12 protein-coding genes are annotated in these 14,316 nt (G+C 62.2%); 8 read left to right on the top strand and 4 right to left on the bottom strand.

Features of this window, described 5'->3' with window-relative positions; all coding sequences use genetic code 11:
* Nucleotides 1-35: 35 nt before the first annotated feature.
* The 8 genes from mnmA to ACOSV0_RS02450 all read left to right on the top strand — a co-directional run bounded on the left by mnmA (nt 36) and on the right by ACOSV0_RS02450 (nt 9,702).
* Entirely contained in the window at nt 36-1,229 is a 1,194-nt protein-coding gene (gene mnmA, locus ACOSV0_RS02485) for a tRNA 2-thiouridine(34) synthase MnmA (protein ID WP_434108536.1), read from the top strand.
* 227 nt (nt 1,230-1,456) lie between these two features.
* Nucleotides 1,457-3,067, top strand: a complete 1,611-nt coding sequence (locus tag ACOSV0_RS02480) for an FMN-binding glutamate synthase family protein (RefSeq protein ID WP_434108535.1) — start codon at nt 1,457-1,459, stop codon at nt 3,065-3,067.
* 161 nt (nt 3,068-3,228) lie between these two features.
* Nucleotides 3,229-4,074, top strand: coding sequence for an FkbM family methyltransferase (locus tag ACOSV0_RS02475; protein ID WP_434108533.1), 846 nt, complete (start codon nt 3,229-3,231; stop codon nt 4,072-4,074).
* 206 nt (nt 4,075-4,280) lie between these two features.
* Entirely contained in the window at nt 4,281-5,288 is a 1,008-nt protein-coding gene (gene glyQ, locus ACOSV0_RS02470; protein WP_013088411.1) for a glycine--tRNA ligase subunit alpha, read from the top strand.
* 15 nt (nt 5,289-5,303) lie between these two features.
* The gene (gene glyS, locus ACOSV0_RS02465) at nt 5,304-7,403 is read left to right on the top strand and encodes a glycine--tRNA ligase subunit beta (RefSeq protein WP_434108531.1); all 2,100 of its coding nucleotides are present in this window, start codon (nt 5,304-5,306) and stop codon (nt 7,401-7,403) included.
* Nucleotides 7,404-7,413: 10 nt separating this feature from the next.
* Nucleotides 7,414-7,968 (top strand): D-glycero-beta-D-manno-heptose 1,7-bisphosphate 7-phosphatase, encoded by a 555-nt coding sequence (gene gmhB / locus ACOSV0_RS02460; protein WP_434108529.1) that lies wholly within the window; start codon nt 7,414-7,416, stop codon nt 7,966-7,968.
* Between the two features lie 40 nt (nt 7,969-8,008).
* The gene (locus ACOSV0_RS02455) at nt 8,009-8,767 is read left to right on the top strand and encodes a lysophospholipid acyltransferase family protein (RefSeq protein ID WP_434108527.1); all 759 of its coding nucleotides are present in this window, start codon (nt 8,009-8,011) and stop codon (nt 8,765-8,767) included.
* Nucleotides 8,768-8,811: 44 nt separating this feature from the next.
* Nucleotides 8,812-9,702, top strand: a complete 891-nt coding sequence (locus ACOSV0_RS02450) for a M48 family metallopeptidase (RefSeq protein WP_434108526.1) — start codon at nt 8,812-8,814, stop codon at nt 9,700-9,702.
* Between the two features lie 117 nt (nt 9,703-9,819).
* On the opposite strand, the gene ACOSV0_RS02445 is transcribed toward ACOSV0_RS02450, so the two are convergent.
* The 4 genes from ACOSV0_RS02445 to ACOSV0_RS02430 all read right to left on the bottom strand — a co-directional run bounded on the left by ACOSV0_RS02445 (nt 9,820) and on the right by ACOSV0_RS02430 (nt 14,290).
* Nucleotides 9,820-10,218, bottom strand: a complete 399-nt coding sequence (locus ACOSV0_RS02445) for a hypothetical protein (protein WP_434108525.1) — start codon at nt 10,216-10,218, stop codon at nt 9,820-9,822.
* 26 nt (nt 10,219-10,244) lie between these two features.
* Complete coding sequence (gloA, locus tag ACOSV0_RS02440; protein WP_434110372.1) at nt 10,245-10,631, bottom strand: lactoylglutathione lyase; 387 nt, start codon at nt 10,629-10,631, stop codon at nt 10,245-10,247.
* A gap of 102 nt (nt 10,632-10,733) precedes the next feature.
* Nucleotides 10,734-12,386: a long-chain-fatty-acid--CoA ligase gene (locus ACOSV0_RS02435; protein WP_434108524.1), complete on the bottom strand. Its 1,653-nt coding sequence runs from the start codon at nt 12,384-12,386 to the stop codon at nt 10,734-10,736.
* Nucleotides 12,387-12,469: 83 nt separating this feature from the next.
* Nucleotides 12,470-14,290 carry an alkyl sulfatase dimerization domain-containing protein gene (locus ACOSV0_RS02430; RefSeq protein WP_434108523.1) on the bottom strand — a complete coding sequence of 607 codons (1,821 nt, stop codon included), beginning with the start codon at nt 14,288-14,290 and terminating at the stop codon, nt 12,470-12,472.
* Between the last annotated feature and the right edge of the window lie 26 nt (nt 14,291-14,316).

Here is a 14,316-nt window from a genome sequence, read left to right as displayed (position 1 = left end):
CAATGAAGTCATGCAGTACCCAGTGTGAGCACCTTATGAGCAAGCAGAAAGTCGTAGTAGGCATGTCGGGCGGCGTCGATTCGTCGGTTACCGCGTGGCTGCTGAAGGAACAGGGCTACGACGTGGTCGGCCTGTTCATGAAAAACTGGGAAGACGATGACGACAGCGAGTACTGCTCGACGCGGCAGGACTGGATCGACGTCGTCTCGGTCGCGGACCTGATCGGCATCGACGTCGAAGCGGTCAACTTCGCCGCCGAATACAAAGACCGCGTGTTCGCCGAATTCCTGCGCGAATACTCGGCCGGCCGCACGCCGAATCCGGACGTGCTGTGCAACGCCGAGATCAAGTTCAAGGCCTTCCTCGATCACGCCATGTCGCTGGGCGCGGAAACCATCGCGACCGGCCACTATGCGCGCGTGCGCGAGAACAACGGCCGCTTCGAACTGCTGAAGGCCTTCGATCATACGAAGGATCAGTCGTACTTCCTGCATCGGCTGAACCAGGCGCAGTTGTCGAAGACGCTGTTTCCTTTGGGCGAAATTCCGAAAACCAAAGTCCGCGAAATTGCCGAGCAGATCGCGCTGCCGAATGCGAAGAAGAAAGATTCGACCGGCATCTGCTTCATCGGCGAACGGCCGTTCCGCGACTTCCTGAACCGCTATCTGCCGACCAAACCCGGCCCGATGAAAACCACCGACGGCAACGTGGTCGGCGAACATATCGGCCTCGCGTTCTATACGTTCGGGCAGCGCAAGGGCATCGGCCTTGGCGGCAGCAAGGACGGCAGCGGCGAACCGTGGTTTGTCGCCGGCAAGGATATTCCGTCGAACACGCTGTATGTCGCGCAAGGCCACGAACATCCGTGGCTGTTGAGCCATACGCTCTCCGCCGGCAATACGAGCTGGGTGGCGGGCGAACCGCCGGCCGACGGTTTTGCCTGCGGCGCGAAAACCCGTTACCGGCAAGCGGATGCACCGTGCACGTTCAGTGCGGCTGCAAGTGCGGCTGCAAGCGCGGCGGCAAATGCGGTGACCGGTGAGGCAGGTGTCGGCGGAGGCCTCTTCGAGCTGAATTTCGACGCCGCCCAATGGGCTGTCACACCAGGGCAATCTGCGGTGCTCTACGATGGCGACGTGTGTCTCGGCGGCGGCATCATCGAACACGCGGTAACCGCGCAGCCAGCGGCGCGCCAGCCGCAACAGGCAGCATTGCTCACCGCCCGTTGAACCGTGAATCCGATCGTGCGGCAACGCCTTGGCGCCGCCGCACGTGCTGTACCTTCACACCGCATCTTCAAGCTTCATACTTCACGCTTCACCCACGCGTTTCATCTTCGAGCCGCAGCTAGCTTCACCATAACAAGCAGGTGTTCGTTTCCCTTCGCGGCGGATTCCGTCTGCGCCGACAGCGTCGACGATCCCTCCGCGACGATCCTCACTGCACTGGAGTCCCCATGTTTTCTCGACGTTATCTGGCGATGTGGTGCGCAGTCATTCTGCTCGCAGCCTGTGCTGTGCTTGGCGCAACGCAGCACATTTCATGGTTCTGGATCGTCGTGCCGGTGGCGCTCGTCGCGCTCGGCCTGTTCGACCTGACGCAACAGCACCACGCGATTCTGCGCAACTACCCGCTGTGGGGCCACTTCCGTTTCCTGTTCGAATTCATCCGCCCGGAAATCCGCCAGTATTTCGTCGAAGACGATACCGACGAGAAGCCGTTCTCGCGCGCGCAACGCAGCATCGTCTATCAGCGCGCGAAGAACGACGTGGACAGCCGCCCGTACGGCACCGAGCTCGACGTCAAAGCCGTCGCGCACGAATGGATCAGCCACTCGCTGGCGCCGACCACGCTCGACAACCACGACTTCCGTATCGTCGTCGGACCCGACCGCGCGCAGCCTTATTCGATGTCGATCTTCAACGTCTCCGCGATGAGCTTCGGCTCGCTGTCGGCGAACGCGATCATGGCGCTGAACCTCGGCGCGAAGAAAGGCAACTTCGCGCACGACACGGGCGAAGGCTCGATGTCGAAATACCACCGCGAGCACGGCGGCGACATCATCTGGGAAATCGCCTCGGGCTACTTCGGCTGCCGTAACGACGACGGCACCTTCAGCGCGGAGAAATTCGCCAAGCAGGCCGCCGAGCCGCAAGTGAAGATGATCGAGGTGAAGCTCTCGCAAGGCGCGAAGCCCGGCCACGGCGGCGTGCTGCCGGCCGCGAAGATCACGCCCGAGATTGCGGAAACGCGCGGCGTGCCGATGGGCCGCGATTGCATCTCGCCCGCCACCCATTCCGAGTTTTCGACGCCGCGCGGCCTGCTCGAATTCGTCGACCGCTTGCGCACGCTGTCCGGCGGCAAGCCGACCGGGTTCAAGCTGTGCATCGGGCATCCGTGGGAATTTTTCGGCATTGCCAAGGCGATGCTGGAGACGGGCATTCTGCCGGACTTTATCGTGGTCGACGGTGCGGAAGGCGGCACGGGCGCGGCGCCGCTGGAGTTCACCGATCACGTCGGCGTGCCGTTGCAGGAAGGCCTGCTGCTGGTGCACAACACACTGGTCGGCATCGGCTTGCGTCAGCGTATCCGCATCGGCGCAAGCGGCAAGATGATTACGGCATTCGATATCACCAGGACGCTGGCGATCGGCGCGGATTGGGTCAACGCGGCGCGCGGTTTCATGTTCGCGGTCGGTTGCATTCAGGCCCAAACGTGCCACACCGGCCGCTGCCCGACGGGCGTCGCGACACAGGATCCGGTGCGTCAGCGTGCGTTGGTGGTGCCGGACAAGGCCGAGCGCGTGTTCAACTTCCATCACAACACGCTGCATGCGCTGAAGGAAATCATTCAGGCCGCGGGGCTCAAGCATCCGGCGGAACTGCGCGCGCATCACATCGTGCGGCGGGTGTCGTCGCATGAGGTGCGGCTGATGTCGGAACTATTGAAGTATCTCGATCCGAACGATCTGCTGAACGGCAACTATCGCTACTCGCTGTACGAGAAATATTGGCCTATGGCCCAAAGCGATTCGTTTTCGCCGAAAGTCGAACTGGCCGCGACGTAATCCAGTTGTGCCTGGCGATCGGCGCCTGAACCGATCGTCTCGGAGTCTTAGGTCCCGACGGCGAGTTCTTGCAGAGAAATAAGAATTCTTGAGAACTCGTCTTATATACAAGGACAGCGGCGAACCGTACATTTGCGTGGTCTTTTTCCCGCTCAATGTCCATGGTTACGCCTCCTCCTGCCTTGCTGCCGCTCAGCGAACACACACAGCTCGTCCAGACCCGTCACGGCTGGATGCTCGCCAATCCAAACGACTTCTATCTCGGCCGCGCACTCATCGAATACGGCGAATGTTGCGAACTCGAATCCGCCGTGTTGCGGCAGTTGCTGGTGCAGCCGGGCATCGTCGTGGAAGTCGGCGCGAATATCGGCGTGCATACGGTCATGCTGGCCCGTGAGGCGCGGGCACGCCGCCAGGTGCTGGTCGCATTCGAGCCGCAGCCGGTGATCTTTCAGAACCTGTGCGCGAATCTCGCGGCCAATGGTGTGCGTAACGTGCTGGCCTGGCCGTATGCGTGCGGGGCGACGGTGGGGACACTGCACTTCGCGCAACCAGACTACGATGCGCCGGGCAACTTCGGCGCCGTGTCGATGCAAACCGAGGCTGCGGCGAATACGCTCCCGGTTCCGTGCGTGCGGCTGGACGATGTGTTGCGCTCGCATGTCGTGGGACTGCTGAAGCTGAACGTCGAAGGGTTCGAGTTGAATACGCTGTTAGGCGCGGAGGAAACCGTCGCCCGCTCGCGGCCGGTGATCTACGTGGAGAACGACCGGCTCGACCGTTCGCAGGCATTGATCGAGTGGTTGTGGTCGAAGGAATACCGGATGTGGTGGCATTTGCCGCCTTTGTTCAATCCGGGGAATTTTCTGGCGCGAACGGAGAATATTTACGGCAATGCTGTGTCTTGCAATATGCTCGCGCTGCCGCGGGAACTGGAGATGGAGATTGGCGGGTTTGTCGAGGTGACTGACTCAAGGACGCATGCGTTAATAAGTTTGAGCAGTTAGCCGATCAGCGCATCCTGAGGCGCAAACGACAAAGGGCCGCTTAAAGCGGCCCTTTGTCGTTTAAAGAGCGCGCCAGGTTCGTCCGGCCCCACCAAAACGGACGCCCCCCTCCCTTTCCGTTAAAATCTACGGTTTAGCACTTCGCTCCACGGCCACCTCGCACGCTCCGGCGTTTGCGGCGCGGCCCTATGCCCGAAAGGCACTTCATGCTCACGTTTCAGCAAATCATCCTGACACTGCAGTCCTACTGGGATAAGCAGGGTTGCGCCTTGCTCCAGCCGATCGACATGGAAGTCGGCGCGGGCACGTCCCACGTCCATACTTTTCTGCGCGCAATCGGTCCGGAACCGTGGCGCGCCGCGTATGTGCAGCCGTCGCGCCGTCCGAAAGACGGCCGCTACGGCGAGAACCCGAACCGCCTGCAGCATTACTACCAGTATCAGGTCGTGCTGAAGCCGGCGCCGGAAAACATCCTCGACCTGTACCTCGGTTCGCTGGAGGCCCTCGGCTTCGATCTGAAGCAGAACGACGTGCGTTTCGTCGAAGACGACTGGGAAAACCCCACGCTCGGCGCGTGGGGCCTCGGTTGGGAAGTGTGGCTGAACGGCATGGAAGTAACCCAGTTCACCTACTTCCAGCAGGTCGGCGGTCTGGATTGCAAGCCGGTGCTGGGCGAAATCACCTACGGTCTCGAACGTCTCGCCATGTATCTGCAGAAGGTCGAGAACGTCTACGACCTGGTCTGGACCGAGTGGGAAGAGCAAGGCCCGAACGGCCCGGAACTGCGCCGCCTGACTTATGGCGACGTGTACCACCAGAATGAAGTCGAACAGTCGACCTACAACTTCGAGCATGCGAACGTCGATCTGCTGTTCACGTTCTTCAACAGCTACGAAGCGGAAGCGAAGCGCATGATCGACGCGCAGATCGCGCTGCCCGCCTATGAACTGGTGCTGAAGGCCGGCCACACGTTCAACCTGCTGGACGCGCGCGGCGCGATCTCCGTTACGGAGCGTGCGGCGTACATCGGCCGGATTCGCGCGCTGTCGCGTCTGGTTGCACAGGCTTACTACGACTCGCGCGAAAAGCTCGGTTTCCCGATGCTCGGCAATCCGGTGCACGGCGTACCCGGCCTGACCACCGACGAACAGGATGCCGCCATGCCCGCGTGGGCGCCGCCGCTGAAAGTCGAACGCAAGATCGACCAGGACTGACGAGAACACCTAGAAATGACTCAACCCCATCAAGCTACCCTGCTCGTCGAGCTGCTCACCGAAGAACTGCCGCCGAAAGCGCTTGCGCGTCTCGGCGACGCCTTCGCCGAAGGCATTGCGCAGCGCCTCGCGGCGCGCGACCTGATCGAAGGCGAACTGTCGTTCGAACGTTACGCCACGCCACGCCGTCTCGCCGTCACGATCAAAAATGTGCGTTCGGTCGCGCCGGAAAAACACGTGCGCGAAAAAGTGCTGCCGGTTTCGGTCGCACTAGACAAAGACGGCCAGCCCACCGCGCCGCTCGCGAAGAAACTGGCCGCGCTCGGCTTCCCCGATTTTTCGGTGAACGACCTGGAGCGCGCGCAGGACGGCAAGGCCGAAGCCTTCTTCCTGCGCTACGCCGCGCCGGGCGCCACGCTGGCCGAAGGCCTGCAAAGCGCACTCGACGAAACGCTCGCCAAGCTGCCGATCCCGAAGGTCATGACGTATCAACGCCCGGACGGCACCAATGTGCAGTTCGTGCGTCCGGTACATCGCCTGACCACGTTGCATGGCGAACAGGTCGTGCCGGTCACGGCACTGGGCGTCGATGCCGACGACACCACGCTCGGTCATCGCTTCCTGTCCGAGGGCCTCGTGCAAATCCAGCACGCGGATTCGTATGCCGATACGCTGATGCACAAGGGCCGCGTGATCGCGAATTTCGCCGATCGCAAGGAAACCATCCGCACGCATCTGCTCGCGCAAGCCGAGGGCGATCAGGTCGTGATGCCGGAATCGCTGCTGGATGAAGTGAATTCGCTGGTCGAATGGCCGGTGGTCTACGCCTGCCGTTTCGAGGACGAATTCCTGCAAGTGCCGCAGGAATGCCTGATCCTGACCATGCAGACGAACCAGAAATATTTCGCGTTGACGGATGCGAACGGCAAGCTGCGCTCGCGCTTCCTGATCGTGTCGAACATCGAAACGAAGACGCCTGGCGATATCGTCGAAGGCAACGAACGTGTGGTGCGTCCGCGTCTGGCCGATGCGAAGTTCTTCTTCGAGCAGGACAAGAAGAAGCCGCTCGCCGAGCGCGTGCCGCTGCTCGCCAACGTCGTGTATCACAACAAGCTCGGTTCGGCGCTGCAACGCGTCGAGCGCGTCGAAGCGCTGGCGGGTGCAATCGCCTCGCTGATCGGCGCAGATGTGGCGCTGGCAAAACGCGCCGCGCGTCTCGCCAAGGCCGATCTGATCACCGACATGGTCGGCGAATTCCCCGAGCTGCAAGGCACGATGGGCACGTACTACGCGCGCCACGACGGCGAGCCGGAAGAAGTTGCGCTGGCGTGCTCGGAACACTATCAGCCGCGTTTCTCCGGTGACGCCTTGCCGGCCACGGCAACCGGCACCGTCGTCGCGCTCGCCGACAAGCTCGAAACACTGGTCGGCATCTGGGGCATCGGTCTGCAGCCCACGGGCGAGAAAGATCCGTTCGCGCTGCGCCGTCATGCGCTCGGCGTACTGCGGATTCTGGTTGAAAAGCAATTGCCGGTCGATCTGATCGAACTGCTGCGCACCGCTTATGCGCAATTCGCCGCCGTGCCGGGCGTCGCCGATTCGACGCAGGCGATCTACGAATTCAGCATGGACCGTCTGCGCGGTCTGCTGCGCGAGCGTGGTTACGCGCCGGGTGAAATCGACGCGGTGCTGGCGCTGAACCCCACGCGCCTCGACGACATCGTCGCGCGTCTGGATGCGGTGCGCGAATTCGCGGCGCTGCCGGAAGCGGCATCGCTTGCGGCAGCCAACAAGCGTATTTCGAACATCCTGAAGAAGTCGGAAAGCGCCACGACCGGCGGCGTGCAAGCCACGTTGCTCGTTGAAGCAGCCGAAAAAACCTTGCACGCGCAGCTTGAACAGGTCTCGCCGCGGGTGCAATCGCAGCTCGCCGCGCGCGACTACACGGGCGCACTGACCGCGCTCGCCGCGTTGCGCGAACCGGTCGACACGTTCTTCAACGACGTGATGGTCAACGCCGAAGATCCGGCGTTGCGCGCCAACCGTCTGGCCTTGCTCGGCGCGCTGCATCAGCAGATGAATTGCGTCGCCGACATTTCCCGACTCGCCGCCTGAGCCCCGCGCCATGCCGACAAAAAAAGTGGTGATCCTCGACCGCGACGGCGTGATCAACGTCGATTCCGACGCGTTCATCAAGTCGCCGGACGAATGGATCGCCCTGCCGGGTTCGCTCGAAGCCATCGCGCGACTGAGCCAGGCGGGTTATCGCGTGGCTGTCGCGACCAACCAGTCTGGCATTGGCCGCGGTCTCTTCGACATGAACGCGCTCAATGCGATGCATCTGAAAATGCATCGCATGGCGGCGGCGGTCGGCGGCCGCATCGACGCGGTATTCTTCTGTCCGCATACGGCGGAAGATCACTGCGAATGCCGCAAGCCAAAGCCCGGTATGCTTAAGATGATCGCTGAACGTTTCGAAGTCGATCCGCAGCATACGCCGGTAGTCGGCGACGCAATGCGCGACCTGCAGGCGGGCGCGTCGCTCGGCCATCCGACGCATCTGGTGCTGACGGGCAAGGGCCGCAAGACGCTCCAGGCCGGCGACTTGCCCGAAGGCACGCGCGTGCACGACGACCTGCGCGCGTTCGCACTCGACTTCCTTTCCGACGCTCAAGAGTGATGCGCGCCACGCGCGTCCCCAACCCTCACAGACCACGCCGATGCGCTTCATTCGCTCTTTGCTCCTGCTGATCTACTTCGTGCTCTTCACGGTGCCGTACGCAACCGCATGCTTCATCGCGTTTCCGTTCATGCGCGCCGACAATCGCTACTGGATGGCGGCCGGCTGGTGCCGCGCCACGCTCCACACGGTGCGCTGGCTGAACGGCATCCGCTATAAAATTGAAGGGTTTGAAAACCTGCCAGACGGGCCCGCCGTGCTACTGTCCAAGCATCAATCGGCCTGGGAAACGCTGGCGTTTCCGGCGCTGATGCCGCGTCCGCTGTGCTACGTGTTCAAGCGCGAGCTGCTGTTCGTGCCGTTCTTCGGCTGGGCGCTCGGCATGCTGAAGATGGTTCACATCGACCGCAAGGAAGGCAAGTACGCGTTCGAATCGGTCATCAAGCAAGGCAAGCAGCGCATGGCCGAAGGTGCTTGGGTGATCATGTTTCCGGAAGGCACGCGCACGCCGACCGGCAAGCAAGGCAAGTACAAAACCGGCGGTGCGCGTTTCGCGATTGCGACTGGCGCGCCGGTCGTGCCGATCGCGCACAACGCCGGACGTGTGTGGCCGCGCAACTCGTTTCTCAAATATGCGGGTATAGTCACAGTGTCGATCGGCAAGCCGATCGACACGACGGGGCTCACGCCCGACGAAGTGAACACGCGCGTCGAACAGTGGATCGAAGCTGAAATGCGTCGCATCGATCCTACTGCGTACCGCGCGGCGGATAGCACCTCCGCCGCCGCACCAATCTGACGCGCCCGCGCCCTCGAAGGCGCATTTGCGCGAAGCCGAATCCGATGCAGAAGTCTCCTACGTCGCAGCCTGCTGCGGCGCTCGATAACCGGCAGCTCGATCTCCCGCTCTTCGCCGAGCCGGGGTCGACGTCGTCGTCCCCAACACCCTCCGCACCGTCGGCGGGCTCGCAGAGCGGGCAGCAGCCGGCCGTGCCGCTCGCACCGGACGGCACCAAACTGCGCAGCCTCACCATCGGTTCGCGCACGCTGCACTATGTGCTGAAGCGTTCGGCGCGCCGCTCGATCGGCTTTGCGATCGACAGTACCGGCCTGATGATTACCGCACCACGCTGGGTCACGCTCGCCGATATTGAAACCGCGATCACCGAAAAGCAGCGCTGGATTTTTGCGAAGCTGATCGAATGGCAGACGCGTGTCGAACAGCGCGCGTTGCCCAAGGTCGACTGGAAAGATGGTGCTGAGGTGCCGTATCTTGGCCAGCCGGTGCGCATCAAGCTCGGTTCGCCGCAAGGCACGCTCGCGTTCAGCGCGGATGAAGCCGCGCTGCAGCTGCCACTGCCGTTGCAAGCGGACCCGCAGCAGATCAAGGACCGTGTGCAAGGCTGGCTGCAAGGCGAAGCGAAGCGCCTGTTCGGCGAACGCCTCGATATCTACGCGGAGAAGCTGGGCGTCAACTATCGCGCGTATGCACTCTCTTCGGCGGCCACGCGGTGGGGCAGTTGTTCGAGCGACGGCAAGATTCGTCTGAACTGGCGGCTGATCCACTTTCCGCTGTCGATCATCGACTATGTTGTCGCGCACGAGCTCGCACATCTGCGTGAGATGAATCACAGTCCGCGCTTCTGGCAGACGGTCGAATCGATTTTTCCGGAATTCCGCGAAGCGCGGCAGACGTTGAAATCGCATCCACCGGAATTGCTGCCGACGCTTTAGAAGCCTCGGACCTTCTTCTTCGGCCGTTCAAGACTTTGGTCCTCGGTCTTCTGCCAGGAAGCCTTGACGCCGGCCGCCTCAACTCGAAGCACCGGCCCTCTGAATGCAACCCACCGCTCAATCCGTGCAGAAGGTTTCCTGCAGGTGACGCCACGTTACCTTGCCGTGCGCGTCCAGGTCCATCACAGCTGTCGAGCGCCGCACGTTCGCATTGCCCGCCTTGTCGCGCTGATACTCACGATATTTCACCACCGCGCCCGATGGATACTCGGCCACGATCTCCATATCGCGGATCGTGATTTGCGAGCCGGGACGCGCGCCGTTCAGCTTCGCGAAGGTCTCGCGCAGACCCGTGTGGTCGAGTGCGAGGCCGGACGGCATGACCAGCGTGAATTGCGGAGCGAAGCGCGACATGATGCGCTCCAGCGCGCCGTGATCCGCAGAACCGTCGAACAAAGCCTGGATTTCGACGTGGATGTCGTCAAGTTCCTTGAAGTAGGGATTGCTGTTATTCATTGCGTGTCCTCGCCCCGCCGCCTGCGTCACTTTTTCTTCTGGATGAATTCGATCTTGTAGCCGTCCGGATCCGTCACGAAAGCGATCACGGTCGTGCCGTGTTTCATCGGACCGGCTTCGCGCACAACCGTGCCGCCTTGTGCCTTGATCTTGTCGCAAGCGGCATAGGCATCGTCGACTTCGACGGCGAGGTGCCCAAAGCCGGTACCGAGGTCGTACGACGGCGTGTCCCAATTGTGCGTGAGTTCGAGAACGGTGCCGTTACGTTCGTCCTCATAGCCGACGAAAGCGAGTGTGAACTTGCCGTCCGGATAGTCGTCGCGGCGCAGCAATTTCATACCGAGCAGTTCGGTGTAGAAGGCAATCGAACGGTCCAGGTCGCCGACCCGGAGCATGGTGTGAAGCAGGCGCATCGTGTACTCCATAGTGCGTGATGTCGAGAACGACAATGTACCCGGAATCACGCCGCGCTGCAGAGTGCGCGACATGCGGCGAAACGCGTGGCCCGCCCGTTTTCAACCCACGCTCTTCGCCTCGTCGCGCAATGCGCGCCGCAAAATCTTGCCGACATTGGTCTTTGGCAGTTCGCTGCGGAACTCGATGATTTTGGGACGCTTGTAACCCGTCAGTTGCTCCCTGCAGAACGCGAGAAGGTCCGCATCGGTAAGCGCCGGGTCTTTCTTCACCACGTAAAGCTTCACCACTTCGCCCGCCTCCGCATCCGGCACGCCGACCGCCACCACTTCGAACACGCCCGGGTGCTTCGCCACCACGTCCTCGATTTCGTTCGGATAGACGTTGAAACCCGATACCAGAATCATGTCCTTCTTGCGATCCACAATCTTCACGAAACCCTCTTCCGTCATCACGCCGATGTCGCCGGATTTGAAGAAGCCGTCCGGCGTCATCACCTTCGCGGTTTCATCGGGACGGTTCCAATAGCCGGCCATCACCTGCGGCCCGCGAATGCAGATTTCACCGCGCTCGCCGAGGGGCACTTCCTGGCCGGCGTCATCGCGAATCGAAATATCCGTGGACGGCAGCGGCAAACCGACCGTCCCGGTGAACGCGGTGGATGTCGGCAGATTGGTCGTGGCGCACGGCGAGGTTTCCGAGAGCCCGTAACCTTCGACAATCGGCACGCCAGTCAGCGCCTGCCAGCGTTGTGCAACGGCTTGCTGCACAGCCATGCCGCCGCCGTTCGATTGCACCAGCTTCGAGAAGTCGAGCGTTTTGAAATCGGGTTCGTTCAGCAGCGCGTTGTACATCGTGTTCACGCCGGGGAACGAGTTGATCGCATAGCCTTGCAGGGCTTTGATCATCCCCGGCAGATCACGCGGATTCGGAATCAGGATGCCCAGGCCGCCGCAACGCATTGTCAGCAGGCCGCAGACCGTCAGCCCGAAGATGTGATAAAGCGGCAACGCGACCACCGTGATGTACTGCCCGATATCGGTGCGCCCGCGATAAACCGGTTCGCGCCACAACTCCGATTGCAGGACGTTGGCAATCAGATTGCCGTGCAGCAAGGTGGCGCCTTTCGAAACGCCGGTGGTGCCGCCGGTGTATTGCAGCACCGCCACATCGCTTTGCGTCAGCGTGACGGGTGTGAAGCCCGCCTCCGAACCACGCGCGATCGCATCGTTCAGCGCAATACGCGAAGAGGTCGACGCATTGTCCGCAATCTCAGGACTCCCCGCGCCGAGCATCTCGCCGATCGAGGTCAGCACGACATGTCTGATCGACGTATTGGCCTCGACGGCCTCGAGCGTCTTCATGAACGGTTCGAGCAGCACGATCGCTTCAGCGCCGCTGTCGTTCAATTGATGCTCCAGTTCTCGCGGCGTGTACATCGGATTGACGTTCACCACCACGTAACCCGCACGCAGAATCGCGGCCATGACCACCGGATACTGCAACACGTTCGGCAGCATCACGGCGATGCGCGTGCCGCGCGCGAGACCCAGCCATTGAAACCAGGCGGCAAGATCGCGTGACTTCGCATCGAGCTCGCCGTAGGTCAGTTCTCGGCCCATGCAGACGAATGCACGATCTGCCGCGTGTGTTTGGAAGCTTTGCTCCAGCAAGTCGCCGACGGAGCTGAACTGCGTAGTATCGATCTGTGCCGGGACACCCGGCGGATAGGACTTCAACCAGATTTTTTCCATGTCTCCTCCCCTGATTTCGCATCGCGATGCGCCGCTGCACGATGTGCCGCTGCACCGGCGTACCGAGGCGAGCCGCGCTGCATCTATCGCGTAGTCAGCGCGGGCATACGCCGCGCGGGCCGGTCAAAGCAGTCGAAAAAGCTGCGCAACTGATCTACCGTGCCACGCTCCAGCATCACTGTGCCGCTCTCGATGCACTTCGGCAACTGCATCGCCATGTTGTTCAGCATGCCGTACAGGGTGCCCGTTTCAAGCGCGAGTTGAACGTCGATTGCAGAAGGTGTGCGCTCGTGAATCTGCAACACGCCACGCCGCAGTTCGAGCGCATGCGTTTCATTGCGATCCGTCACGCGGAATGCGAGTGTCATCTGCATGTCGGCGCAACGTTCCGGATCGACGTTTACGCTGAAGCGCCGGAACACGTTGCGCAGCGGCTGCGCACGCAATACATCCACCGAGGCGAGACTCGAACTGCCGCCAAACGGCAGTTCGTCGTACGCGTGTTCGAGTTCGCGCGCCGCGCTCAGATACCAGTTGCGCCAGTTGGTGTTCACCGTGCGGTAGCCCAACTCGCGCAACGCTGTCGCCTTGATGTTGCGCGCGCCGGCGTCGGCTTTATCGAGGCGCACCAGCAGCGTGGCCAATTCCGCGGCCCAGCGCCAATCCGAATCGTCCAACGCCACCAGCGCAGCGGCGCGCACCGCTTCCGCGCCGCCCATCATCTGCACCATGCGCTGCGAACGTTCAACACGCGGCAACGGATCGAGCGACGCCGGATCGCCGTCGAACCAGCCGAGCTGACCGCTATACACCTGGCGCACCGAATGTTTGACCGTGCCGTAGTACTCTCCGAGCCACGCATGCTCCGCGAGATGCGGCGGCAGCGCGGGAATGGCCTCGGCAAGTTCGTCCGGGCTCAGACCGAAGTTCATGTGGCGGATGGTCTGATCGTGGATGAACTGGATCGCGTCGCGATACACGCACAATACCTCGGCGACATGCTGCGCGCCCGATACCGGCCGGCCATGCGCCGGCACCATATGCGCCGCGTTGAAGCCGCGCATCATGTCGATGGTCTGATACCAGCGCACCGGATCGCGGTAACGCGTGCCGCGCAACGTATGCACGTTCGCGAGACACTCGCCCTGGATCACTTCCGCCGACAGCAGCACGCCGAGTTCGGGCAGCCACATGACGATTTCATCGTCGGCTTCCGAAGGCGCGTAGCGGAACTCGAAGCGCACGCCCGCCAGCACGATGTCGAGCTTGTCGTCGAATACGCGGGTCGGTGCGAAAAAGCTCGCCGGCTCGGCGATCAGCACGGGTCCGATACCCGCGTTGACTTTGCCGGTCGCGCCGGGCGGCAGCAGCGTGCCGAAGCTGTAGGCCGACCGCGTGGCGAGAATCGGCGCCACGAGGTTCGCGTTGTTGATCACGGTGTCCATCAACGAGCGGTGCGCGATGATCTCGACGCTGCCGGCTTCGAGCGCGGCCTCGTCGACGAAGGCACGCACGCCGCCCGTGTGGTCCGTATGGTTGTGCGTGTAGACCACGGCCTTGACCGGCAGCCCGGCGTGCCGCGGATCGATCGCGCAGAAGTCGTCATAGATACGCTTCGCGGCGGAAACCGCCTCGGTCGCATCGATCACCACGATGCCGTCGTCGCCCACCACGAAGATGATGTTCGCGATCGCATAACCGACCGCGCAATACACGCGTTCGGCTACGCGATAGATGCGCTGCGCCATGCGCCGCGAGTGTTCGGTCAGACGCGGCGGCACGGTCGGCGCGGCGATGGCGAAGGCGAGATTCACACCGGCGTCGAACGCGACATCGAGCGGGTCACCGATATGCGGCGCGTCGAAGGCGGGATTACGGACCAGTTCGGGGCAACATGAGCTCAAGCGATGTCTCCTTGAATATTCGGCAG

It is taken from the genome of Paraburkholderia caffeinilytica (assembly GCF_051027425.1).
In the GTDB taxonomy this organism is placed as follows: Bacteria; Pseudomonadota; Gammaproteobacteria; order Burkholderiales; family Burkholderiaceae; genus Paraburkholderia; species Paraburkholderia caffeinilytica_A.
The sequence above is the reverse complement of the archived record's forward strand: the minus strand, read 5'-3'. Positions and strand labels throughout refer to the sequence as shown.